19 protein-coding genes are annotated in these 23,233 nt (G+C 68.7%); 12 read left to right on the top strand and 7 right to left on the bottom strand.

What is annotated here, in order from left to right:
• Positions 1–22: 22 nt before the first annotated feature.
• The 11 genes from ABL843_RS27640 (at position 23) to ABL843_RS27590 (ending at position 9,052) form a co-directional block, all read left to right on the top strand.
• Entirely contained in the window at positions 23–1,039 is a 1,017-nt protein-coding gene (locus ABL843_RS27640; RefSeq protein ID WP_369660704.1) for a Bug family tripartite tricarboxylate transporter substrate binding protein, read from the top strand.
• The gene (locus ABL843_RS27635; protein WP_418118040.1) at positions 1,036–2,262 is read left to right on the top strand and encodes a CaiB/BaiF CoA transferase family protein; all 1,227 of its coding nucleotides are present in this window, start codon (positions 1,036–1,038) and stop codon (positions 2,260–2,262) included. Before ABL843_RS27640 ends, ABL843_RS27635 begins: the two co-directional genes overlap by 4 nt.
• Positions 2,259–3,428 (top strand): acyl-CoA dehydrogenase family protein, encoded by a 1,170-nt coding sequence (locus ABL843_RS27630; protein WP_418118039.1) that lies wholly within the window; start codon positions 2,259–2,261, stop codon positions 3,426–3,428. The genes ABL843_RS27635 and ABL843_RS27630 overlap by 4 nt, the downstream gene beginning before the upstream one ends.
• Positions 3,429–3,441: 13 nt before the next feature.
• On the top strand, positions 3,442–3,738 hold the full coding sequence (locus ABL843_RS27625; protein ID WP_418118038.1) for an acylphosphatase: 297 nt from the start codon (positions 3,442–3,444) through the stop codon (positions 3,736–3,738).
• Between the two features lie 138 nt (positions 3,739–3,876).
• The gene (locus ABL843_RS27620; RefSeq protein ID WP_418118037.1) at positions 3,877–4,797 is read left to right on the top strand and encodes a hydroxymethylglutaryl-CoA lyase; all 921 of its coding nucleotides are present in this window, start codon (positions 3,877–3,879) and stop codon (positions 4,795–4,797) included.
• 35 nt (positions 4,798–4,832) lie between these two features.
• Positions 4,833–5,468 (top strand): LysE family transporter, encoded by a 636-nt coding sequence (locus tag ABL843_RS27615; protein ID WP_418118036.1) that lies wholly within the window; start codon positions 4,833–4,835, stop codon positions 5,466–5,468.
• A 47-nt stretch (positions 5,469–5,515) separates the two neighbouring features.
• Positions 5,516–6,004 carry a YbaK/EbsC family protein gene (locus ABL843_RS27610; protein WP_126023736.1) on the top strand — a complete coding sequence of 163 codons (489 nt, stop codon included), beginning with the start codon at positions 5,516–5,518 and terminating at the stop codon, positions 6,002–6,004.
• Positions 6,001–6,270 (top strand): DUF1289 domain-containing protein, encoded by a 270-nt coding sequence (locus ABL843_RS27605; protein WP_418118035.1) that lies wholly within the window; start codon positions 6,001–6,003, stop codon positions 6,268–6,270. Before ABL843_RS27610 ends, ABL843_RS27605 begins: the two co-directional genes overlap by 4 nt.
• A complete protein-coding gene (locus ABL843_RS27600) occupies positions 6,267–6,914 on the top strand; it encodes a 2-hydroxychromene-2-carboxylate isomerase (RefSeq protein WP_418118033.1) in 648 nt (215 codons plus the stop codon). The genes ABL843_RS27605 and ABL843_RS27600 overlap by 4 nt, the downstream gene beginning before the upstream one ends.
• A 188-nt stretch (positions 6,915–7,102) precedes the next feature.
• Positions 7,103–8,797, top strand: a complete 1,695-nt coding sequence (locus ABL843_RS27595) for an MFS transporter (protein WP_184640895.1) — start codon at positions 7,103–7,105, stop codon at positions 8,795–8,797.
• Between the two features lie 105 nt (positions 8,798–8,902).
• Entirely contained in the window at positions 8,903–9,052 is a 150-nt protein-coding gene (locus ABL843_RS27590; protein WP_019656389.1) for a hypothetical protein, read from the top strand.
• Between the two features lie 12 nt (positions 9,053–9,064).
• Here ABL843_RS27590 and ABL843_RS27585 read toward each other — a convergent pair whose 3' ends face one another.
• Positions 9,065–10,177, bottom strand: coding sequence for an ABC transporter substrate-binding protein (locus ABL843_RS27585; protein WP_126023732.1), 1,113 nt, complete (start codon positions 10,175–10,177; stop codon positions 9,065–9,067).
• 181 nt (positions 10,178–10,358) lie between these two features.
• Complete coding sequence (locus tag ABL843_RS27580; protein ID WP_418118032.1) at positions 10,359–11,471, bottom strand: ABC transporter substrate-binding protein; 1,113 nt, start codon at positions 11,469–11,471, stop codon at positions 10,359–10,361.
• Between the two features lie 186 nt (positions 11,472–11,657).
• On the opposite strand from ABL843_RS27580, the gene uvrA reads away from it, so the two are divergent.
• Positions 11,658–17,408: an excinuclease ABC subunit UvrA gene (gene uvrA, locus ABL843_RS27575; RefSeq protein ID WP_418120529.1), complete on the top strand. Its 5,751-nt coding sequence runs from the start codon at positions 11,658–11,660 to the stop codon at positions 17,406–17,408.
• 75 nt (positions 17,409–17,483) lie between these two features.
• Here uvrA and ABL843_RS27570 read toward each other — a convergent pair whose 3' ends face one another.
• From ABL843_RS27570 to ABL843_RS27550, 5 genes are all read right to left on the bottom strand, one after another.
• Positions 17,484–18,962, bottom strand: coding sequence for an NAD-dependent succinate-semialdehyde dehydrogenase (locus ABL843_RS27570; protein WP_418118030.1), 1,479 nt, complete (start codon positions 18,960–18,962; stop codon positions 17,484–17,486).
• Positions 18,963–19,032: 70 nt separating this feature from the next.
• On the bottom strand, positions 19,033–19,989 hold the full coding sequence (gene speB, locus ABL843_RS27565) for an agmatinase (protein WP_126023726.1): 957 nt from the start codon (positions 19,987–19,989) through the stop codon (positions 19,033–19,035).
• 16 nt (positions 19,990–20,005) lie between these two features.
• Positions 20,006–20,824 carry an ABC transporter permease gene (locus ABL843_RS27560; RefSeq protein ID WP_184640891.1) on the bottom strand — a complete coding sequence of 273 codons (819 nt, stop codon included), beginning with the start codon at positions 20,822–20,824 and terminating at the stop codon, positions 20,006–20,008.
• Positions 20,825–20,848: 24 nt separating this feature from the next.
• A complete protein-coding gene (locus ABL843_RS27555) occupies positions 20,849–22,105 on the bottom strand; it encodes an ABC transporter permease (RefSeq protein ID WP_126023724.1) in 1,257 nt (418 codons plus the stop codon).
• Between the two features lie 34 nt (positions 22,106–22,139).
• Positions 22,140–23,168: an ABC transporter substrate-binding protein gene (locus tag ABL843_RS27550; protein ID WP_184640890.1), complete on the bottom strand. Its 1,029-nt coding sequence runs from the start codon at positions 23,166–23,168 to the stop codon at positions 22,140–22,142.
• Positions 23,169–23,233 lie beyond the last annotated feature (65 nt).

Below are 23,233 nucleotides of genomic sequence, written 5' to 3'. Positions count from 1 at the left end.
AAACGACAACCGGAGACAAACCATGCAGACAACGAAGAACGCGACCGGGCAACCGGCCGCGATGGCGAACCGTCGCCGTTTCATTTCCATCGGCGCCGCCGCGGGCCTCGCGGGCGCCATGCCCTGGGCCTTCGCGCAGGACGGCTATCCGAAGCAGCCCATACGCATCGTCGTGCCCTTCGCCGCAGGCAGCGGCACCGACGCGGTGGCGCGCATCGCGGGACAGATGCTCGGCGATGCGCTCAAGGCCTCGGTCATCATCGACAACAGGGCGGGCGCCAACGGCGTGATCGCGGCCGAGTACGTCGCCAAGGCGGCGCCCGACGGCTACACGCTGTTCATGACCACCAACACCACGCACTCGGCCAACCCGAGCCTGATGAAGTCGCTGCCCTACGACCCGGTGAAAGACTTCGCGCCCGTCAGCCGCATGGGCAACCTGCCCTTCATGCTGGTGGTGAACAACGACCTGCCCGTGAAGAGCGTGGCCGAGCTGCTGGCCTGGGGCCGCGCGCATCCCGGCAAGCTGACCTACGCGAGCGGCAACAGCACCGGCATCGTGAGCGGCGCCACGCTCTCGCGCATGAGCGGCGTGCCGATGCTGCACGTGCCGTACAAGAGCACGCCGCCGGCCATCGCCGACCTGATCGGCGGGCAGGTGTCGATGATGGTGGTCGACCTCGCGGCGGGCCTTGCCACGGTGAAGGCCGGCAAGATGCGGGCGATCGCCGTCACCACGCAGGAGCGCACCAAGCTCTTCCCCGAACTGCCGCCGCTGGCCGACACGCCCGAACTCAAGGGCTTCGACATCACCTCCTGGAACGGCGTGTTCGCGCCGGCCGGCACGCCGCGGGACATCGTGCTGAAGCTCAACAAGGTGCTGGCCGACATGGCCAACGGCCCGGTCTTCCGCGAGCGCGTGGCGAAGCTGGGTTTCGACGCCTTCGGCAGCACGCCTGAAGAGCTGGGCGCGTTCACGGTTGCCGAACTGGCGAAGTGGAAGAAGCTGATCCAGGCGGCGGGGATCCAGCCCGAATGAGCGCGGGCGGACCTCTGCAGGGCATCCGCATCCTCGACCTCACGGCCGTGGTGATGGGGCCCTATGCCACGCAGACGCTGGGCGACCTGGGCGCCGACGTCATCAAGGTCGAGCCGCCCGGCGGCGACAACCTGCGCGCCGTCGGCCCGATGCGCAACCCGGGCATGGGCGCGATGGCGATGCACCTCAACCGCAACAAGCGCTCCATCGTGCTCGATCTCAAGCAGCCCGAGGGCCGCGAGGCCTGCCTGCGGCTGGCCGCGGGCTGCGACGCGCTCATCTACAACACGCGGCCGCAGGCGATGGCGCGGCTCGGGCTGGGCTACGAGGCGGTGTCGGCGGTGAACCCGAAGATCGTCTACCTCGGCGCGTTCGGCTATGGCGAGCAGGGGCCGTATGCGGGCAAGCCGGCGTACGACGACCTGATCCAGGGCGCGGCCGGCGTCGCCTCGCTGTTCGCTCAGCAAAGCGGCGGCGCGCCGCGCTACGCGCCCGTCACGCTGGCCGACCGTGCGGTGGGGCTGCAGGCGGCCATCGCGCTGCTCGCGGCGGTGCTGCATGCGCAGCGCACCGGCAAGGGCCAGGCCGTGGAGGTGCCGATGTTCGAGGCGCTGTCGCAGTTCGTGATGGGCGACCACCTCGGCGGCCACAGCTTCGAGCCGCCGCTGGGGCCCACCGGCTACGCGCGCCTGCTCGCGCCGCACCGCAAGCCCTACGCCACGGCCGACGGTTACCTCAGCGTGCTGATCTACAACGACAAGCACTGGCAGGCCTTCTTCGACGTGATCGGCCGGCCCGAACTGCGCGACTCGCCGATGTTCGGCACGCATACCGCGCGCGCCGCGAACATCGGCGCGGTGTATGCCTTCGTGGCCGAGGTGATGGCCACGCGCACCTGCGACGAATGGTTTGCCGCGCTGTCCGCCGCCGACATCCCGGTCGCGCGCCTGCACAGCACCGAAAGCCTGCTCGACGACCCGCACCTGCGCGCCGTCGGCTTCTATCCCGAGCTCGACCACCCGAGCGAGGGCCGCATCCGCACGCTCGCGCCGGTCGGCCGCTACAGCGCCACGCCGGCCGCCATCCGCCGCCCCGCGCCGCGCATCGGCGAGCAGAGCGTGGAGCTGCTGCGCGAGGCGGGCTATGGCGACAAGGCCATCGAACGCATGCTCGAGCGCGGCGTCACGCTGCAACCTGAACCGACGAAAGACAGCGAAGAATGAATTTCTCCTTGAACGAAGACCAGCGCTCGCTGGTCGCCGCCATCGAACGCCTCTGCGAGGACTTTCCCATCGACTACTGGCGCGACCACGACGACCGCGCCGTGTTCCCGCACGAGTTCCACCGCGCCGTGGCCGAGAGCGGCTGGCTCGGCATCGCCATGCCCGAGGCGCAGGGCGGCGCGGGGCTGGGCATCACCGAGGCGGCGCTGATGATGCGCGCCATCAGCGCATCGGGCGCGGGCATGTCGGGTGCGTCGTCGGTGCACATGAACATCTTCGGGCTCAACCCGGTGGTGGTGTTCGGCAGCGAGGAACAGCGCCAGCGCTTCCTGCCGCCGCTGATCGCGGGCACCGAGAAGGCCTGCTTCGCAGTCACCGAGCCCGACGCGGGGCTCGACACCACCAGCCTCAAGACCCAGGCCGTGCGCCGGCCCGGCGGCGGCTACGTGCTGCACGGGCGCAAGATCTGGATCTCGACCGCGCAGGTGGCCGACCGCATGCTGATCCTCACGCGCACCACGCCGCTCGACCAGGTGAAGAAGCCCACGCAGGGCCTCACGCTGTTCTACACGCCGCTGGACCGCGCCCGCGTCGAGGTGCGCGAGATCCACAAGCTGGGCCGCGCGGCGGTGGACTCCAACATGCTCTTCATCGACGGGCTCGAAGTGCCCGAGGAAGACCGCATCGGCGAGGAGGGCAGGGGCTTCGAATACATCCTGCACGGCCTCAACCCCGAGCGCATATTGATCGCGGCGGAAGCCATCGGCATCGGCCGCGCGGCGCTGCGCATCGCCTCGCAGTACGCGCAGGAGCGCGTCGTGTTCGGCCGCCCCATCGGCCAGAACCAGGGCGTGGCGCATCCGCTGGCGCGCGCCTGGGCCAACCTGGAGGCGGCCGACCTGATGATGCTGAAGGCCGCCACGCTCTACGACGCGGGCGAGCCCTGCGGCATCGAGGCCAACGCCGCCAAGTACCTCGCGGCCGAGGCGGCGCACGATGCCTGCCAGAACGCGGTGCTCACGCTCGGCGGCATGGGCTACGCGAAGGAATACCATGTGGAGCGGCTGCTGCGCGAGAGCTACATCCCGCGCATCGCGCCCGTCAGCCCGCAGATGATCCTGAACTTCATCGCCGAGAAGGCGCTGGGGCTGCCCAAGTCGTACTGATCTCTCTGGAGCCATGAACACCGTCGCCCGCCATCTCGCCATCCGCGGCCTCGTGCAGGGCGTGGGCTATCGCTGGTCGATGTTGCAGGCCGCGAAGCGCCTGCGTGTGCGCGGCTGGGTGCGCAACCGGCGCGACGGCAGCGTCGAGGCGCTCGTGGCCGGTGAGGCTTCTGCGGTGGAAGAGCTGATCCGCTGGGCGCGCCAGGGGCCGGAAGGCGCGCGCGTCGATGCGGTCGACGTTGGCGATCCGGCCGGTGCCATCGCGGCCCAGGCCCCGCCCGACGGCTTCGAGCAGAGGGAAACGGCCTAGCACCGATCGCCTGGCGCCATTTGCAACCTCGCAGGCGCGCATTGCTACCTTCCCCGGCTTCTGTACCAGGCAGGGGATTTCCATGTGGCCGACAATCGAAGGCGGTCTTCCATCCTCCAGCGATACAAGAGACATCCCATGAAACTCCCCACCCAAGTCAGGCTCGTCGACGTCGGCCCGCGCGACGGCCTGCAGAACGAAAAGCAGCCCGTCTCCGCCGAAGTGAAGATCGGCCTCGTGCACCGCCTGCAGGACGCGGGCCTGAAGGAGATCGAGGTCACCAGCTTCGTGAGCCCCAAGTGGGTGCCGCAGATGGCCGACAACGCAGAGGTGATGCACGGCATCAGCCGCAAGCCGGGCGTGCTCTATTCGGTGCTCACGCCCAACATGAAGGGCTTCGAGGCGGCCATCGCCGCGCCGCGCCAGGAGTGGCCCGACGAGATCGTGGTGTTCGGCGCCGCCAGCGAGGCCTTCAGCCAGAAGAACATCAACTGCTCCATCGCCGAAAGCATCGAGCGCTTCGCGCCCGTGGTGGCCGCGGCGCTCGAGAAGGGCATCCGTGTGCGCGGCGCGATGTCGTGCACAGTCGGCTGCCCCTATGAAGGCGAGATCGCGCCGGCCAAGGTCGGCTACCTCGCGCAGCTGATGAAGGGCATCGGCGTGCAGCGCGTGGACGTGGCCGACACCATCGGCGTGGGCACGCCGCGCAAGGTGCAGGCGGCCATGGAAGCCACGCTGGCGCACTTCGATGTCGACGCCATTTCCGGCCATTTCCACGACACCTACGGGCAGGCGCTCGCCAATACGCTGGCGGCGCTCGAGCTGGGCGTGTGGAACTTCCAGTCGTCCTCGGCCGGCCTGGGCGGCTGCCCCTATGCCAAGGGCGCGACCGGCAACGTGGCGACCGAGGACGTGGTCTACATGCTGCACGGCATGGGCATCGAGACCGGCATCGATCTCGACAGGCTGATCGACGCGGGCGTCTACATCAGCGAGGCGCTGGGCCGCGAGCCGAACTCGCGCGCCTCGAAGGCCATCCGCACCAAGCGGGCCGGCTGAAGCGCTGAATCGAACAGATAGAGCGGGAGTAGTCAGTGGATCTGCATGTGTGGCTTGCATTCGTGGTGGCCAGTTGCGTCATCGCGGTGTCGCCCGGTTCGGGCGCTGTGCTCAGCATGAGCCACGGGCTCAGCTACGGCGTGCGGCGCACCACGGCGACCATCGTGGGGCTGCAGCTGGGGCTCGCGGTGATCCTGCTGGTGGCCGGCCTTGGCGTGGGTGCGGTGCTCACCGCCTCGGCCAGCGCGTTCCTGGTCGTCAAGGTGGTGGGCGCGTGCTACCTGCTGTGGCTGGGCTGGCGCCAGTGGCGTGCGCCCGTCGCGAAGATCGAGGGCGGCGCGACGCAGGCGGCTGAACCCGACCTCACGGCACCGCAGCGCGTGCTGCGCGGCTTCCTCACCAACGTGACCAACCCCAAGGGCATCGTCTTCATGGCCGCGGTGCTGCCGCAGTTCATTCAGCCGACGCGGCCCCTGTGGCTGCAGCTGCTGGTGCTGCTGGCCACCACGGTGATGGTCGACGTGACCGTGATGCACGGCTACGCCTGGCTGGCCGCGCGGCTGCAGGGCATGCTGCGCAGCGTGCGCGCACGGCGCGCGCAGAACCGCGTCTTCGGCGGCGTGCTGATGGCGATGGGCGCGATGCTGTTCCTGTTCAAGCGCAGCGCCTGACGGAGCCGGCGCCCACGGCCCGGCAGCCTGATAGATTCGAAGCCATCATGTGCGGATCCGAACTCCATAACCTCCCCGAAGGCGTCCAGCGCGTTTCCCGCGCCCTGCAGGATGCCGGCCACCCCCACTCCCCACGCATGCTCGACGACGCCTGCCGCACCGCGCAGCAGGCGGCCGACGCGCTCGGCATCGCGGTCGGGCAGATCGCCAAGAGCATCATCTTCCGGCGCAAGAGCGACGAGTCGGCGGTGCTGGTCATCACCTCGGGCGACAAGCGCGTGGACGAGAAGAAGGTCGACGCGCTGGTCGGCAAGACCGGCCGCGCCGACGCCGACTTCGTGAAGTCGCGCACCGGCTTCACCATCGGCGGCGTGTCGCCCGTGGGCCACCTGACGCCGCCCGTGGTGCTGATCGACCGCGAGCTCTTCCGCTTCGAGGAGATCTGGGCGGCAGCCGGCCATCCGCACGCCGTGTTCCAGCTGCGCCCGCACGACCTCGAGAAGCTCACCGGCGCGCCGGTGGCCGACGTGGTGTGAATTTCGCGGAAGCCGAGACGCTGGCCGAACGCGCCGTGGCGGTGCAGGCCGCGGCGGGCGATGTGCCTTCGCCGTGCTGCTCGGTGTGCCGCATGGATCGCCTGAGCGGCTTCTGCGGAGGCTGCCTGCGCACCATCCCCGAGATCGCGGGCTGGAGCAGGATGGAAGAAGAGACCCGGCGCCACGTGTGGCGGGCGATAGAGTTGCGGGCGAAGGCCGGCATCTGGCGCGTGCCCGCGGCGAACCCAGGAGACAGCAGCCCATGAAGCACATCGACTTCCATCTCGACTTCATCTCGCCCTACGCGCACCTCGCCTTCGAGCACCTGCCCGAAGCGCTCGAGGGCCTGAGCTACAGCGTGGCCTACAGGCCGGTGCTGCTTGGCGCGCTGCTCAAGCAGCATGGCCAGCTCGGGCCGGCGGAGATTCCGTCGAAGCGCAGCTGGACCTACCGCCACGTGCTCTGGCTGGGCCACACGCACGGCATAGAGATCCGGATGCCGGCCTCGCATCCTTACAACCCGCTGGCGCACCTGCGGCTGGCGGTATCCACGGGCGACGACGGCACCATCAGCCGCCTCGTGGCCGAGACCATCTTCCGCCACGTGTGGCGCGGCGGCGAGGAAGCGGGCGACCCGGCGCGGCTCGCCGCGCTCACCGCGCAGCTCGGGCCGAAGCGCGACGCGAACAGTGACGAGAGCAAGGCCCTGCTCAAGCGCAACACCGAAGAGGCCCTGCGCCAGGGCGTGTTCGGCACGCCGACCTACGTGGTCGACGGCCGCCTGTTCTGGGGCTTCGACGGCCTGCAGATGCTGCGCGCCTACCTGTCGGGCGATGCGTGGTTCGACGGCCCCGAGTGGGCTTCGGCGGACCAGCGCCCGGCCTTGCTGCGCAGCAGCAAACAGGGCTGAGTACAAACCCGCGGGCGCCGGAAAAGCACCCCGATTTCTTACAGGCTGAAACGTGCTGCGCGGGTTTCACCCTAAACCGTAAGCGCCGGTTCAGTTTCGCGAAAGGCTCGGGTCAGTCGCGCCTCCAAGAATGCCGCACGGTCCCGGATTCCGGGAACGAATGAACGCATACACACAGGAGACGACCAATGGCAGCCACACTAGATTCGAGGGGAGTGCCGCACCCGGCCCCCCGGCCCATGTCCTCGGAGGAGAAGAAAGTCATCTTCGCCTCCTCGCTGGGCACCGTGTTCGAGTGGTACGACTTCTACCTCTACGGTTCGCTGGCCGCGATCATCGCGAAGCAGTTCTTCAGCGGCCTGGATGCGGGCGCCGCCTTCATCTTCGCGCTGCTGGCCTTCGCCGCCGGCTTCCTGGTGCGTCCGTTCGGCGCCATCGTGTTCGGCCGGCTGGGCGACATGATCGGTCGCAAGTACACCTTCCTGGTGACCATCCTGATCATGGGCCTGTCGACCTTCATCGTAGGCCTGCTGCCGAGCTACGCGACCATCGGCGTCGCGGCGCCGGTGATCCTGATCGCGCTGCGCATGCTGCAGGGCCTCGCGCTCGGCGGCGAGTACGGCGGTGCCGCCACCTACGTGGCCGAGCACGCGCCGCACGGCAAGCGCGGCGCCTACACCTCGTGGATCCAGACCACCGCCACGCTCGGCCTGTTCCTGAGCCTGCTGGTAATCCTGGGCGTGCGCGAGTTCATGGGCGAGGCGGCCTTCAACGACTGGGGCTGGCGCGTTCCGTTCCTGGTGTCGATCCTGCTGCTGGGCATCTCGGTGTGGATCCGCCTGACGCTGTCGGAGTCGCCCGCCTTCCAGAAGATGAAGGCCGAGGGCAAGACCTCCAAGGCGCCTCTGGCCGAGTCCTTCGGCCAGTGGAAGAACCTGAAGATCGTGATCCTGGCGCTGGTGGGCCTGACGGCCGGCCAGGCGGTGGTCTGGTACTCGGGCCAGTTCTACGCGCTCTTCTTCCTGACGGCGCAGCTGAAGGTCGACGCCACCACGGCCAACCTGATGATCGCCGCCGCGCTGCTGCTGGGCACGCCCTTCTTCGTGGTGTTCGGCACGCTGTCGGACAAGATCGGCCGCAAGCCGATCATCATGGCCGGCTGCCTGCTGGCCGTGGTCACCTACTTCCCGGTCTTCAAGATGCTGACCGAAGCCGCCAACCCCGACCTGGCCCGCGCACAGGCCACCGCCGGCGTGACGGTGACGGCGGATCCCGCGACCTGCTCCTTCCAGGGCAACCCGGTGGCGCGCGAGATCGACTTCAAGAGCTCGTGCGACATCGCCAAGCGCTACCTGGTGCAGAACTCGGTGAGCTATGAGAACGTGGCCGGCGCGCCGGGTTCGAAGGCCATCGTGAAGATCGGCGACAAGTCGGTCGAGGCACCCGTCGGCAACGTCGTGAATTCGAAGTTCGACGAGAACTCCGTCAAGGAAATCGCCGCCTTCAAGAAGGGCGTGGCCGAAGACCTGAAGGTCGCCGGCTACCCGGCCAAGGCCGACCCCGCGAAGATGAACAAGGTGCTGACGGTGGTGCTGCTGTTCTGGCTGGTGCTGCTGGTGACCATGGTCTACGGCCCGATCGCCGCGATGCTGGTGGAGCTCTTCCCCACGCGCATCCGCTACACCTCGATGAGCCTGCCCTACCACATCGGCAACGGCTGGTTCGGCGGCCTGCTGCCGACCACCGCCTTCGCCATCGTGGCCTCGACCGGCAACATGTTCAACGGCCTGTGGTATCCGATCATCATCGCCGGCATCACGCTGGTGGTGGGCACGCTCTTCATTCGCGAGACGAAGGACGTGGACATCTACGCTAACGACTGACCGTCGCCGAAGAACAGGCAGGAGGGCGCCGCCCTCCGTTCAACAAAGAGGCTTCATGCCGACCGCATGAGGCCTTTTTCTTGAACCATCCAGGAGACAAAACCCATGTGGAAACTCGTCGTCGGCTTCGTCATCTTCGCCGCCATTGCCCTGTACGTGATCTCGAAGGCCGGTGACAAGGTCGACATGTCGGGCGAGAAGCATGGTGGCGACACCACCACGCACGAACCCGCGCCCGCCGCCGCGCCGAAGTGAGGCCGGGCGAGCCTATCTCTTGAACTTGCCGTCGCTGACGATCGACAGGTCTACGTAGTCGATGCCGGTGTGGTCGGTCGGCGAGTAGCTGATGTCGAGCCCGCCGCCCACGTCGTACTGGAAGGCATTCAGCGTGGCGATCAGCTTCGCGCGCGTGGGCTTCGGCCCCGTGCGGCGCAGAGCCTCCACCATCACCTTCGTGGCGACGAAGCCTTCGAGCAGCGCGGGCGAGAGCTCGTTCTGGCCCTTGGCCTTGGCCAGCGCCAACGCTTCCTTGATGAGCGGATGGCCGAAGGAGCGCTCGTAGGGCAGCACCTGCGTGATGATCACGCCCGCGCTGGCCGAGCCCAGTTCCTTGATGAAGCCCGAGGCCGCGTTGTTCGACAGCGTGATGATCTGCGCCGCCGAGCCGGCAGCACGCAGCGCCTTCACGCCGTCGGTCACGGCCGTGCCCGAGCCGATCCACAGCACCGCCTGCGCGTTGGCCTTGGTGAGTTGCGGGACGATGGCCGCGTAGTCGGGCTTGTTGCGGTCGGCCAGCGCCACCACCGCCGGCTTCAGGTTGGCCTTCTCGAAGCCCTTGTTCGCGCCTTCCATCGCGTCCTTGCCGAAGGAGTCGTCGGCCTGCACGACGGCGATGCGCTGGATGCCGGTGGTCTGCAGGTGCTGCACCGCCTTCTCTGCCTCGCGCTGGTAGGTGGAGCGCACGTTGAAGATGTTCTTCTGCAGCGGCTTGTGCAGCGCCATCGCGCCGGTCGAGGGGCCGACCAGCGCCACCCCGTACTTGTCGAGCAGCGGGATCACCGCGAGCGTGTTGGGCGTGCCGCGGTTCAGCAGCAGCGCGACGACCTTCTTGTCCTCGATGAGCACGCGCGTGTTTTCCAGCGAGCGCTTGGCGTCGAGACCGTCGTCCATGCGGATGACCTCGATCTGCTCGCCGTTGATGCCGCCCTGGGCGTTGACCTGGTCGATGACCAGCTGCGAGCCCATGATCGTTTCCTTGACGCTGGCCGCCACGGGGCCCGAGAGGTCGGCCGACTGGCCGATCAGGATCTGGGCCGCCGCCCCAGGCGCCATCATGGCCAGGAACAGCGCAGCGGCGCAGGACGTGAACGTCTTCTTCATCGAGCAAAGCCTTTCCAGGAAGCGGTCGCCTCTGTCAGAAACTGTGTAATGTGTTGCTGAACGTCACGTCTCGCTAGCTCGCGCAAACCCTGTCAAACCAAGGTTTCCAGCGCCCGGAAAAAAAGCGGCCCGCCGGTTGTGCCGGCGGGCCGTTCAAACTCGCCCCTCTCGGGGCGGGGACTCAACGCTTGAAGCGACCGTCGCTGATGATCGAGAGGTCCGCGAAATCGATGCCGCTGTGGTCGGTGGGCGAATAGCTCACCTCCAGCCCGCCGCCCAGGTCGTAGCCGCGCAGGCTGTCGAGGGCGGCCACCATCCTGGCGCGCGTGGGCTTGGGGCTGGCGCGGCGCAGCGCCTCCACCAGCACCTTGGCCGAGGCGAAGCCTTCGAGCGCGGCCGGCGACAGTTCCGATTGGCCCCTGGCCTGCGCGAGAGCCAGGGCTTCCTTCACCATCGGATGGCCCAGCGAGCGCTCGTTGGGAAACACCTGCGTCACGATCACGCCGCGGCTCGCGTCGCCGAGCTGCTTGATGAAGCCCGAGGAGGCGTTGTTCGACAGCGTGACCACCTGCGCGGCCGAGCCCGCGGCGCGCAGCGCCTTGATGCCGTCGACCACGGCCACGCCGGAGCCGATCCACACCACGGCCTGCGCGTCGGCGCCCTTGATGGCGGGCACGATGGTCTTGTAGTCGGGCTTGTCGCGGTCGGCCGGGATGATCACGGTCGGCTTGGCGTTGCCCTTGCTGAAGCCGGTCATCGCGCCTTCGAGCGCGTCGGTGCCGAAGGAGTCGGTCACGTGCACCACCGCGATGCGCGTGAGGCCGATGGTCAACAGGTGCTGCACCGCTTTCTCGGCCTCGCGCTGGTAGGTGGCGCGCACGTTGAACACGTGCTTCTGCAGCGGCTTGTGCAGCACCATCGCGCCTGTGGAGGGGCCGATGAGCGCCACGTCGTTCTTGTCGAGCCAGGGAATGATCGCCTGCGAATGGGGCGTGCCGCGGCTCATGAAGAGCGCCAGCACCTTCTTCTCCTCGATCAGCACGCGCGCGTTCTCGCTGGCGCGCTTCACGTCGAAGCCGTCGTCCATGCGCAGCACTTCGATCTTCTCGCCATGGATGCCGCCCTGCGCGTTGACCGCGTCGATCACCAGGTTCGCGCCGCCGATGGTCTCGTTCACGCTCGCGGCCACCGAGCCGGTCATGCCGGCGGTCTGGCCGATCAGGATCTGGGCAGACGCCCCCAGGGCGCTGAAGGCCAGCAGGGCGGCGGCGCAGAGCGTGCGCGTTTTCGTCATGGAGTCCTTTCGAAGCAATGCGGGCGCCCGGCCGGGCGAACGTGAAAACAAATGTGCTATTTGTTTCTGAAAGTGTTTTTAACTCCATCCGGACAAACCCCTGCGCAGCCACCGACCTTGTGACGTAATGCGCAAACCCGTCACGAGGCACTCCCTAGAATGTTTGCCCCACCCCCCAAGGCACTCATGACACAGGGCTCCATCCGGATTCGCGGCGCGCGCCAGCACAACCTCCAGAACCTCGATCTCGACATCCGCACCGGCGAAATGACGGTGGTCACCGGGCCCAGCGGCTCGGGCAAGTCGAGCCTCGTCTTCGACACCCTCTATGCCGAAGGCCAGCGGCGCTACGTGGAGACTTTCTCCGCCTACGCGCGCCAGTTCCTCGACCGCATGGACAAGCCGGCCGTCGACAAGGTGGAAGGCGTGCCGCCCGCCATCGCCATCGACCAGACCAACCCGGTGCGCTCCTCGCGCTCCACGGTCGGCACGATGACCGAGCTGAACGACCATCTGAAGCTGCTCTTCGCGCGCGCGGCCAACCTGTTCGACCGCGAGACCGCGCTGCCGGTGCGCCACGATTCGCCCGACAGCATCTACGCGCAGATCGTCGAGCGCGCGGCCGCTGCGGGCGATCCGCGCCTGGTCGTCACCTTCCCGGTCGAGCTGCCCGCGAGCACCACGGCCGAGGAAGTCACGCAGTGGCTCTCCGCCAGCGGCTTCACGCGCGTGCAGTCCGAGCGCGAGGTGGCCACGCCCACCGGTCCGCGCAAGGTGCTCGACGTGGTGGCCGACCGCTTCCGTGCGTCCGGCGCCGAGCGCTCGCGCGTGGTGGAAGCCATTGAAGTCGCGCTCAAGCGCGGCAGCGGGCGCGTCACGGTGCACGCCACCGGCTCGGAAGAGAACGCAGTGACCGACGTGTGGAAGTTCTCCACCGGCCTGCACTGCCCCGAGAGCGACATCCGCTACGCCGACCCGATCCCGTCGATGTTCTCGTTCAACTCGGCCGTGGGCGCCTGCGACACCTGCCGCGGCTTCGGCCGCGTGATCGGCGTCGACCTGGGGCTGGTGATTCCGAACGACAAGCTCACGCTGCGCGCCGGCGCCATCAAGACCATCCAGACGCCCGCCTGGAAGGAGGCGCAGGACGACCTCATGCGCCACGCGGAGGCGGCCGGCATCCCGCGCGACACGCCCTGGAACAAGCTCACCGACGAGCAGAAGCACTGGGTGATCGAGGGCACGCCCAACTACAAGGAAGGCAACTGGAACAAGCAGTGGTACGGCGTGCGCCGCTTCTTCGGCTACCTGGAGAGCAAGGCGTACAAGATGCACATCCGCGTGCTGCTGTCCAAGTACCGCAGCTACACGCCGTGCCCCACCTGCAGCGGCGCGCGCCTCAAGCTCGAGAGCCTGCTGTGGCGCATCGGCAGCAAGGAAGACGCCGACGCCGTCCTGCCGCCCGAGAAGCGCTTCATGCCCAACGGCGTGAAATGGACGCGCGCCCAGCTCGAGGCGCTGCCGGGCCTGTGCCTGCACGACCTGATGCTGTTGCCCATCGAGCGGCTGCGCCAGCTCTTCGACCGCATCGAGCACCACGGCAACGGCCAGGCGGCCAGCGAGGGCGAGATCCAGGCGCTGAAGCTGCTGTTCGAGGAAATCACCACCCGCCTGCGCTACCTGCACGACGTGGGCATCGGCTACCTCACGCTCGACCGCCAGAGCCGCACGCTCAGCGGCGGCGAGGTGCAGCGCATCAACCTGACCACGGCGCTGGGCACCTCGCTGGTCAACACGCTCTTCGTGCTCGACGAGCCGAGCATCGGCCTGCACCCGCGCGACATGAACCGCATCACCGAGGCCATGCTGCGCCTGCGCGACGCGGGCAACACGCTGGTGGTGGTCGAGCACGACCCGGCCGTGATGCTGGCCGCCGACCGCGTGATCGACATGGGGCCCGGCCCCGGCGCGCGCGGCGGGCAGGTGGTGTTCGACGGCACCACCGACCAGCTGCGCGACGCCGACACGCTCACCGGCCTGTACCTGGGCGGTCGCAAGAAGATCGGCATGGGCTTCAAGCGGCTGGTGAGCGAGAACACGCACCGGCTCATCCTCGAAGGCGTGCGCGAGCACAACCTGAAGAACGTGACGGTCGAGTTCCCGCTGGCGCGCCTGGTGTGCGTGACCGGCGTGAGCGGCTCGGGCAAGTCCACGCTCATCCAGGACGTGCTGGCGCCCGCGCTGATGCGCCACTTCGGCAAGGCCACCGAGACGCCCGGCGCGCACGACCGCCTGCTCGGCGCCGACCACCTCGGCGACGTGGTGTTCGTCGACCAGTCGCCCATCGGCAAGACCGCGCGTTCCAACCCCGCGAGCTACGTGGGCGCGTGGGACGCGATCCGCGAGATCTTCGCCACGGCCACGCTCTCGCGCCAGCGCGGCTACACCGCGAGCAAGTTCAGCTTCAACTCCGGCGACGGGCGCTGCCCGACCTGCGGCGGCTCGGGCTTCGAGCACGTCGAGATGCAGTTCCTGTCGGACGTGTACCTGCGCTGCCCCGACTGCGACGGCAAGCGCTACCGCCCCGAGATCCTCGAAGTGCGCGTGGAACGCAAGGGCCGCAGCTACAACGTGGCCGACGTGCTCGAACTCACCGTGGCCGAGGCGGCCGCGGTGTTCGAGGCCGACCGCGACGTGCTGCGCGTGCTGCAGCCCATTTCCGACGTGGGGCTGGACTACGTCAAGCTCGGCCAGCCCGTGCCCACGCTCTCAGGCGGCGAGGCTCAGCGCCTGAAGCTCGCGGGCTTCCTGGCCGAGGCCGCGAAGAACGCCACCGCCAGCAAGCAGTCGGTGGCGCGCAAGGGCACGCTCTTCCTGTTCGACGAGCCCACCACCGGCCTGCACTTCGACGACATCGCGCGGCTCATGCGCGCGCTGCGCAAGCTGCTCGACGCCGGCCATTCGCTGATCGTGATCGAGCACAACCTCGACGTGATCCGCGCGAGCGACTGGCTCATCGACCTCGGCCCCGAAGGCGGCGAGGGCGGCGGGCAGGTGGTGGCCCAGGGCACGCCCGAGCAGCTGCGCGAGAATCGCGCCTCGCTCACCGGAGCCGCGCTGGCCGACTACGAACTCGCCATCGGCCCCGAGGCCTACAAGGTGGCCGAGCGCGCCGCGCGCCGCTACATCGCCAACGCCAAGGCGGCGCCGGGTGCCGATGCGGTGCAGATCGTCAACGCGCGCGAGCACAACCTGAAGAACCTGAGCGTCGACATTCCGCGCGGCAAGTTCAGCGTGGTGACGGGCGTGAGCGGATCGGGCAAGTCGACGCTGGCCTTCGACATCCTCTTCAACGAAGGGCAGCGCCGGTACCTCGAATCGCTCAACGCCTACGCGCGCAGCATCGTGCAGCCGGCGGGCCGGCCCGAGGTGGACGCGGTGTACGGCATTCCGCCGACGGTGGCCATCGAGCAGCGCCTGTCGCGCGGCGGCCGCAAGAGCACGGTGGGCACCACCACCGAGGTGTGGCACTTCCTGCGCCTGCTGTACGTGAAGCTGGGCATCCAGCATTGCATCCACGACGGCGCGGCCGTGCAGCCGCAGACCCCCGACAGCATCGCCGCGCAGCTCATGCGCAACTTCAAGGGCCAGCACATCGGCCTGCTCGCGCCGCTGGTGACCAACCGCAAGGGCGTGTACACCGAGCTGGCCGACTGGGCGCGCCCGCGCGGCTTCACGCACCTGCGCGTGGACGGCGACTTCCTGCCGACCACCGGCTTCCCGCGCATCGACCGCTTCAAGGAGCACAGCATCGAGCTGCCGGTGGCCAGCCTCGACGTGCTGCCCTCGAACGAGAACGAGCTGCGCGCGGCGCTGGCCAAGGCGCTCGAGCACGGCAAGGGCGTGGTGCACGTGCTCAGCGAACTCGACGGGCTGCGCGCCGCGATGATGGCGGGCGTGTCCGCCGCCGGCATCGGCCGCGTCCACGTGTTCTCCACGCTGCGCGCCTGCCCGGTGTGCAGCACCAGCTACGCCGAGCTCGATCCGCGCCTGTTCAGCTACAACAGCAAGCACGGCTGGTGCCCCGACTGCGTGGGCACCGGCGTCAAGCTCAGCAAGGACCAGCGCAAGGTGTTCGACGACTCCGTGCTGGCCGGCGACGACAAGGGCCGCGAGCAGACCTTCGCCGAGCCCGAGGTGGAAGACCTGGCCGACGTGGCCTGCCCGACCTGCCAGGGTACGCGCCTGAACGCCACGGCGCGCGCCGTGGGCTTCGGCACCGCGGCCGACGGCTCGGGCGGCATCGGCATCACCGAACTCGCGCGCATGAGCGTGACCGAGGTGCGCCAGTGGTTCGAGGGGCTCGCGCTCAGCGGCCGAGAAGCCGAGATCGCGCGCGACCTCGTGCCCGAGATCCGCAGCCGGCTCGAGTTCCTGGAAGAGGTGGGCCTGGGCTACCTCACGCTGGACCGCGGCGCGCCCACGCTCTCGGGCGGCGAGGCGCAGCGCATCCGCCTGGCGGCGCAGCTCGGCAGCAACCTGCAGGGCGTGTGCTACGTGCTCGACGAGCCGACCATCGGCCTGCACGCGCGCGACAACCAGATCCTGCTCGACGCGCTGCACAAGCTCGGCGACAAGGGCAACACGCTGGTGGTGGTGGAGCACGACGAGGACACCATCCGCCGCGCCGACCACATCATCGACATCGGCCCGAGCGCCGGCAAGCGCGGCGGCCGCCTGGTCGCCGAGGGCACGGTCGCCGACATCCAGAAGGCCGACGACTCGCAGACCGGCCGCTACCTGCGCGACGCCATCCGGCACCCGCTGCAGGCGCGCCGGCTGATCCCTTCGCCCGACCCGAAGGCCGAGGAGAGCGGCGAATGGCTCACCGTGCAAGGCGCCAACCTGCACAACCTGCAGGACGTGACGACCACGCTGCCGCTGCGCCGCCTCGTGGTGGTCACCGGCGTGAGCGGTTCGGGCAAGTCCACGCTCGCGCGCGACGTGCTGCTGGCCAACGTGCAGGCCATCGTGGCGCAGCGCTCGACCAAGGCCGGCCGCGACGCCGACGCCGCCGGCAAGCGTCCCGCGTGGGCGGGCTGCCGCAAGGTCGAGGGCTACGAGACCGTCGACCGCGTGCTCGAGGTCGACCAGACGCCCATCGGCAAGACGCCGCGCAGCTGCCCGGCCACCTACATCGGCTTCTGGGACACCATCCGCAAGCTCTTCGCCGACACGCTGGAGGCCAAGGCGCGCGGCTACGGCCCGGCGCGCTTCAGCTTCAACACCGGCGAAGGCCGCTGCCCGGGCTGCGAGGGCGCGGGCGTGCGCACCATCGAGATGAGCTTCCTGCCCGACGTGAAGGTGCCCTGCGAGGTGTGCCACGGCGCGCGCTTCAACCCCGAGACGCTGGCCGTGAGCTGGCGTGGCAAGAGCATCGGCGACGTGCTGAAGATGGAAGTCGACGAGGCCGTCGAGTTCTTCGCGAGCATGCCCAACATCAGCCACCCGCTGCAGCTGCTGAAGGACGTGGGGCTGGGCTACCTCACGCTGGGGCAGCCCTCGCCCACGCTCTCGGGCGGCGAGGCGCAGCGCATCAAGCTGGTGACCGAACTCAGCAAGGTGCGCGACGACATCACCCGCCGCGGCCAGAAGGCGCCGCACACCCTGTACGTGCTCGACGAGCCGACCGTGGGCCTGCACATGGCCGACGTCGAGAAGCTGATCCACGTGCTGCACCGGTTGGTGAACGGCGGCCACAGCGTGGTGGTGATCGAGCACGACCTCGACCTGATCGCCGAGGCCGACTGGATCCTCGACCTCGGGCCCGAGGGCGGCAGCGCGGGCGGGCGCGTCGTCGCGTCGGCGCCGCCCGAAGAGGTGGTGCGGCTGGGCACGCACACCGGCGTGGCGCTGGCGCCCGTGCTGGCGCGATAGGGCAGGGCAGGGCAGGGCAGGGCGGGGCTTGCCCCGGCTCTTCCCGCCCCCTCCTTCTTTCCTCTTCTTCTCTTCCTATTTCTGGATGTCGCCCAGGCAGAGGTACTTGATCTCGACGTAGTCGTCCATGCCGTGGTGCGAGCCCTCGCGTCCCAGGCCCGACTGCTTCACGCCGCCGAAGGGCACGTGCTCGGTGGCGATCACGCCGGCATTGATGCCGACCATGCCGTACTCCAGCGCCTCCGCCACGCGGAAGATGCGGCCCACGTCGCGCGTGTAGAAATAGCTCGCCAGGCCGAACTCGGTATTGTTCGCCGCGTCGATGCCTTCCTGTTCGGTCTTGAAGCGGAACACCGGCGCGAAGGGGCCGAAGGTTTCCTCGCGCGCGCACAGCATGTCGGCCGTGGCGTCGGCGATGACGGTCGGCTCGAAGAACTGGCCCTGCATCCTGTGGCCGCCGGCCAGCACCTTGCCGCCCCTGGCGACGGCGTCGTCGACGTGGCGCTGCACCTTGTCGATGGCCGCGTCCTCGACCAGCGGGCCCTGCACCACGCCGTCGTCGAAGCCGTTGCCGACCTTGAGCGCCTTGACCCTGGCCGCGAACTTCTCGACGAAGGCGTCGTAGATGCCCTCCTGCACGTACAGCCGGTTCGCGCAAACGCAGGTCTGGCCGGCGTTGCGGTACTTGCTGGCAATCGCGCCTTCGACGGCCGAATCCACATCCGCGTCGTCGAACACCAGGAAGGGCGCGTTGCCGCCCAGCTCCAGCGACAGCTTCTTGACCGTCGGCGCGCACTGGCTCATGAGGATGCGGCCCACCTCGGTGGAGCCGGTGAAGCTCAGGTGGCGCACGACGTCGCTCTCGCACAGCTCCTTGCCGATCGAGATGCTGTTGGCGCTGTCGGCCGTGAGCACGTTGAGCACGCCCGCCGGAATGCCGGCCCGCACGGCCAGCTCCGCCGCGGCCAGCGCGGTCAGCGGCGTGAGCTCGGCCGGCTTGATGACCACCGTGCAGCCGGCAGCGAGCGCCGGAGCCACCTTGCGGGTGATCATCGCGAGCGGAAAATTCCACGGCGTGATCGCCGCGCACACGCCGATGGGCTGCTTCATCACCAGCAGGCGGCGGTTGTTGTCGAACTGCGGCAGCACCTCGCCGTTCACGCGCTTGGCTTCTTCGGCAAACCATTCGATGAAGCTCGCGCCGTAGGCGACCTCGCCCTTGGCCTCGGCGAAGGGCTTGCCCTGCTCGGCGGTCATCAGGCGGCCGATGTCCTCGGTGTTGGCGATCAGCAGGTCGAACCACTTGCGCAGCACGATGCTGCGCTCCTTGCCGGTCTTGCCGCGCCAGGCGGCGAGCGCCCCGTTCGCGGCGGCGATGGCGTGCGCGGCATCCGCGCGCGTGAGGTTGGCCACGTCGACCAGTTTCCGGCCGGTGGCCGGGTCGTTCACGTCGAAGCGGCTGGCGCCCTTCGTCCACTCGCCGGCGATCAGCGCATCGGTCTTGAGCAGGGTCGGGTCGTTCAGCAGCGCGAGGGGAGAAGTCTTCGTGTCCATGTTCTCGTGTTGTCTCGGAAGGAATGAATGAATGGGTAACCGGTAATGGCCTGCGCGGGCAGAGGCCGTGTCAGCGGAAGGGCACGCCGGGAAGCACGCAGAGCATTTCGTAGAGCAGGTTGGCGCCCAGCAGCGCGGTGTTGCCGCTCGTGTCGTAGGGCGGGCTGACCTCCACCAGGTCGGCGCCCACAACGTTCAGGCCGCGGCAGCCGCGCACGATCTCCAGCGCCTGCGGCACGGTGAGCCCGCCGATCTCGGGCGTGCCGGTGCCGCCCGCGAACGAGGGGTCGATGCCGTCGATGTCGAAGCTGATGTAGACCGGATGCGCGGGCCCGATGCGCTCGCGCACCTGCGCCATCAGCGGCGCGAGCGACTGATACCAGACCTCGTGCGCCTGCACCACGGTGAAACCCTGCGCGCGCGGCCAGTCGAAATCGTCGGCCGCATAGCCGGTGCCGCGCAGGCCGATCTGCCAGACCTTGTCGCAGGCCAGCAGGCCCTCTTCGACGGCGCGCCTGAACGGCGTGCCGTGGGCGATGCGCTCGCCGAACATGTCGTCGTTCACGTCCGCATGCGCATCCACGTGCACCAGTGCGACCGGGCCGTGCTTTCGCGCCACCGCGCGCAGGATCGGCAGTGCGATGGTGTGGTCGCCGCCCAGCGTCAGCGGGGCGCATCCTGCTGCCAGCACCGTGTCGTAGAAGGCCGAAATGATGGCCAGCGACTTGTCCAGCGAATAGGTGTTGATCGGCACGTCGCCCAGGTCGGCCACGTTCAGCCGGTCGAAGGGCGCGGCGCCGGTGGCCATGTTGTAGGGGCGCAGCAGCGCCGACTCGGCGCGGATCTGGCGCGGCCCGAAGCGCGCGCCGGGGCGGTTGGAGGTGCCTATGTCCAGCGGCACGCCGATGAACGCGGCGTCCAGTCCTTCCGGCGACGTTGCCGGGGGCAGCCGCATCATCGTGCCGGGGCCGGCGAAGCGCGGCATGGTGTTGCCGCCCAGCGGCTGGTTCGGGGTCGTGGAGGGCATCGCGCGAATGGAGTGTTCAGCGCCGCCGTCCGCGCAGCCATTCGAGCGCGAGCAGCAGCGTGGTGGTGAAGATGATCAGCAGCGTCGCCACGGCGGCGATGGTGGGCGAGATGTTCTCGCGGATGCCGGTGAACATCTGGCGCGGCAGCGTGACCTGGTCGGGCCCCGCGAGGAACAGCGTGACCACCACCTCGTCGAACGAGGTCGCGAAGGCGAACAGCGCGCCCGAGATCACGCCCGGCGCGATCACCGGCAGCGTGACGCGCATGAAGGTCCGCAACGGCGTCTCGCCCAGGCTCAGCGACGCGCGCACCAGGTTCTGGTTGAAGCCTGCCAGCGTGGCGAGCACGGTGGTCAGAACGAAGGGCGCGCCCAGCGCCGCGTGCACCACGATCAGGCCGAGGTAGGTGTCGGCCAGACCGAGCGGCGCGAAGTAGAGGTAGGTGGCTACGCCGACCACCACGATCGGCACGACCATCGGCGAGATCAGCACGCTCATGAGCAGGCCCTTGAACGCGAAGTTCGTGCGCGACAGCCCCACCGCCGCGAGCGTGCCCAGCACGGTGGCCAGCACCGTGGCGGCGGGCGCCACGATGAAGCTGTTGCGCGCCGCGCGCGCCCACTCGGGCGAGTCGAAGAGATTGCGGTACCAGCGCAGCGACCAGCCCGGGATCGGATACGCCAGGAACGAACTGTCGGAGAACGACAGCGGAATCACCACCAGGATCGGCGCCAGCAGGAAGGCCAGCACCGCGACGCAGCCGGCGCGCACCAGCCACCAGCCGAGCTTGTCGGCGAAGGTGGCGTAGGCCGGGAATTGGGGGAGCTTCAGCATGATGACTCCTGTCTTTGTGGCTGCTCAGCCCAGGCTCAGCTCGGCCTTGCCGATGCGGCGGTACACGGCGTACAGCAGCAGCGTGGCGACCAGCAGCACGGCGCCCAGCGCGCAGGCCATGCCCCAGTTGATTTCCACGTTGGTGTAGCGCGCGATGTAGTAGCTCAGCATCTGGTCGTCCGCGCCGCCGAGCAGCGCCGGCGTCACGTAGTAGCCGATCGCCAGGATGAAGACCAGCAGCGCGCCGGCGCCGATGCCGGGGTAGGTCTGCGGTACGTACACGCGGAAGAAGGCCGCCAGCGGCGAGCTGCCCAGCGAGACGGCCGCGCGCAGGTAGGTGGGCGGCACGCTCTTCATGACGCTGTACAGCGGCAGGATCATGAAGGGCAGCAGGATGTGCACCATCGCGATGATCACGCCGGTGCGGTTGAACAGCAGCGCGAGCGGATGGTCGATGAGGCCGATGCCCATCAGGCCGCGGTTGACCAGGCCCTCGGACTGCAGCAGCACGATCCATGCGGCCACGCGCACCAGGATGGACGTCCAGAACGGCACCAGCACCAGGATCATCAGCACGTTGGCCTTGCGCGCCGGCAGCGTCGACAGCCACCACGCCAGCGGATAGGCCAGCAGCAGGCAGAAGAAGGTGACCACGGCGCTGATCTGGAAGGTGCGCAGCAGGATGCCTGCAAAGGCGCGCTGGTCGGCGGGCATGCGCTCCACCTCGCCGGCCACGTCGCGCCGCAGGTCGACCGAGGCGAGCAGGTAGTCGGGCGTCCAGCGAGAGCCGTTCTTGGCGATCGCCTGCCAGTACGGCGCTTCGCCCCAGCGCGGATCGAGCTCCAGCATGCGTGCCTTGATCTCCTCCGGCGTGCCGGCGATGGGCAGCGCCCTGAAGGCACCCATCACCAGCGAACGGGCGCCCGCGATCTCGGTGTTGAGGCGGCGCGCGAGGGCGCCCGCGTCGGAGCTGTCGGGCAGCTGTCCGAGATCGGCCGCGATGGCCGCATAGGCCGCCGGCGCGGGCGCCTCCTTGCGGTTCCAGCCGTCGAGCGCGCGCACGGTGCGAGGCAGCGCGTTGGCCACTTCGGGGTTCTCCACCGCGCGCTGCAGCAGCGCCACGATGGGCACCAGCAGCGTCAGCAGAAGAAACACCAGCAGCGGCGCCGTGAGCGCGAAGGCGCGCCACTTGCGGCGGGCCTCGGCGCGCGCCAGTGCGCGCCGCAGTTCGCCGGGGGGCGCTTCCGCTGGAACCGGGGGAACAGACGTTGCCGCGTGCATGGCCTCTTTCGCGTTCGCTGGTTCGTCTGCCGGTTTACTGCGTGGCCCAGGCCGCGAAGCGCTTCTCCAGCGCCTCGCCCTGGTCGGCCCAGAAGCCGACGTTGAACTGCAGCGCGTCCTTGGCGTTGGTCGAGGAGGTCGGCAGGTCGGCAAGCACCTTGGGACTGAGCGAGGCCAGCGCCTTGGTGTTGGTGGGGCCGTAGGCGATGTTCTGGGCATACACCGCCTGGTTGGCGGGCTGCATCGCGAACTGGATGTACTTCAGCGAGGCTTCCTTGTTCGGCGCGCCCTTGGGGATCACCAGGTAGTCGAGGTCGTAGATGCCACCCGGCCAGTAGATCTTGAGGTCGCGGCCTTCACGGTTGGCCGCGTCGATGCGGCCGTTGTAGACGGTGGTCAGCACCACGTCGCCGGCCACCAGGAACTGCGGCGGCTGCGCGCCGGCTTCCCACCACTGGATGTTGGGCTTGAGCTCGGTGAGCTTCTTGAAGGCGCGGTCGGCGCCTTCCTTGGTGCCGAGCACCTTGTAGACGTCGGCCGGCTTCACGCCGTCGGCCATCAGCGCGAATTCAAGGTTGTAGCGCGCGCCCTTGCGCATGCCGCGCTTGCCGGGAATCTTCTTCACGTCCCAGAAATCGGCCCAGCTCGTGGGCGCGGTCTTGAGCTTCTCGCCGTTGTAGGCCATCACGGTCGACCACACGAACAGGCCCACGCCGCAGTCGGTGACGGCGGCCGGCAGGAAGTCGGACTTGGTGCCGATCTTGGAATAGTCGAGCTTCTCGAAGAGGCCCTCGTCGCAGCCGCGCGCCGCGTCGGGCGATTCGACCTCGACCACGTCCCAGGTGACCTTTTTGGTCTCCACCATGGCCTTGATCTTGGCCTGCTCGCCGTTGTATTCGACCGCGACGATCTTGGTGCCGGTCTTCTCGTAGGGCTCGTAGTAGGCCTTCTTCTGGGCGTTGGCATTGGCGCCGCCGAAGTTGACCACGGTGAGCTGCTGCTGGGCGAGGGCCGGCAGGGCGAAGCTGGCGGCGACGGTGCAGGCGAGAAGTGTCTTTTTCATGGTGGAAATCTTCCTGGGTGATGAACGGGAACGAGGGGGAAAGCGATCGGGGAAGGGAAGGCCGG

The organism is Variovorax sp. 350MFTsu5.1, assembly GCF_048302515.1.
GTDB lineage: Bacteria > Pseudomonadota > Gammaproteobacteria > Burkholderiales > Burkholderiaceae_C > Variovorax > Variovorax guangxiensis.
This window is presented reverse-complemented; position numbering and strand designations above follow the sequence as displayed.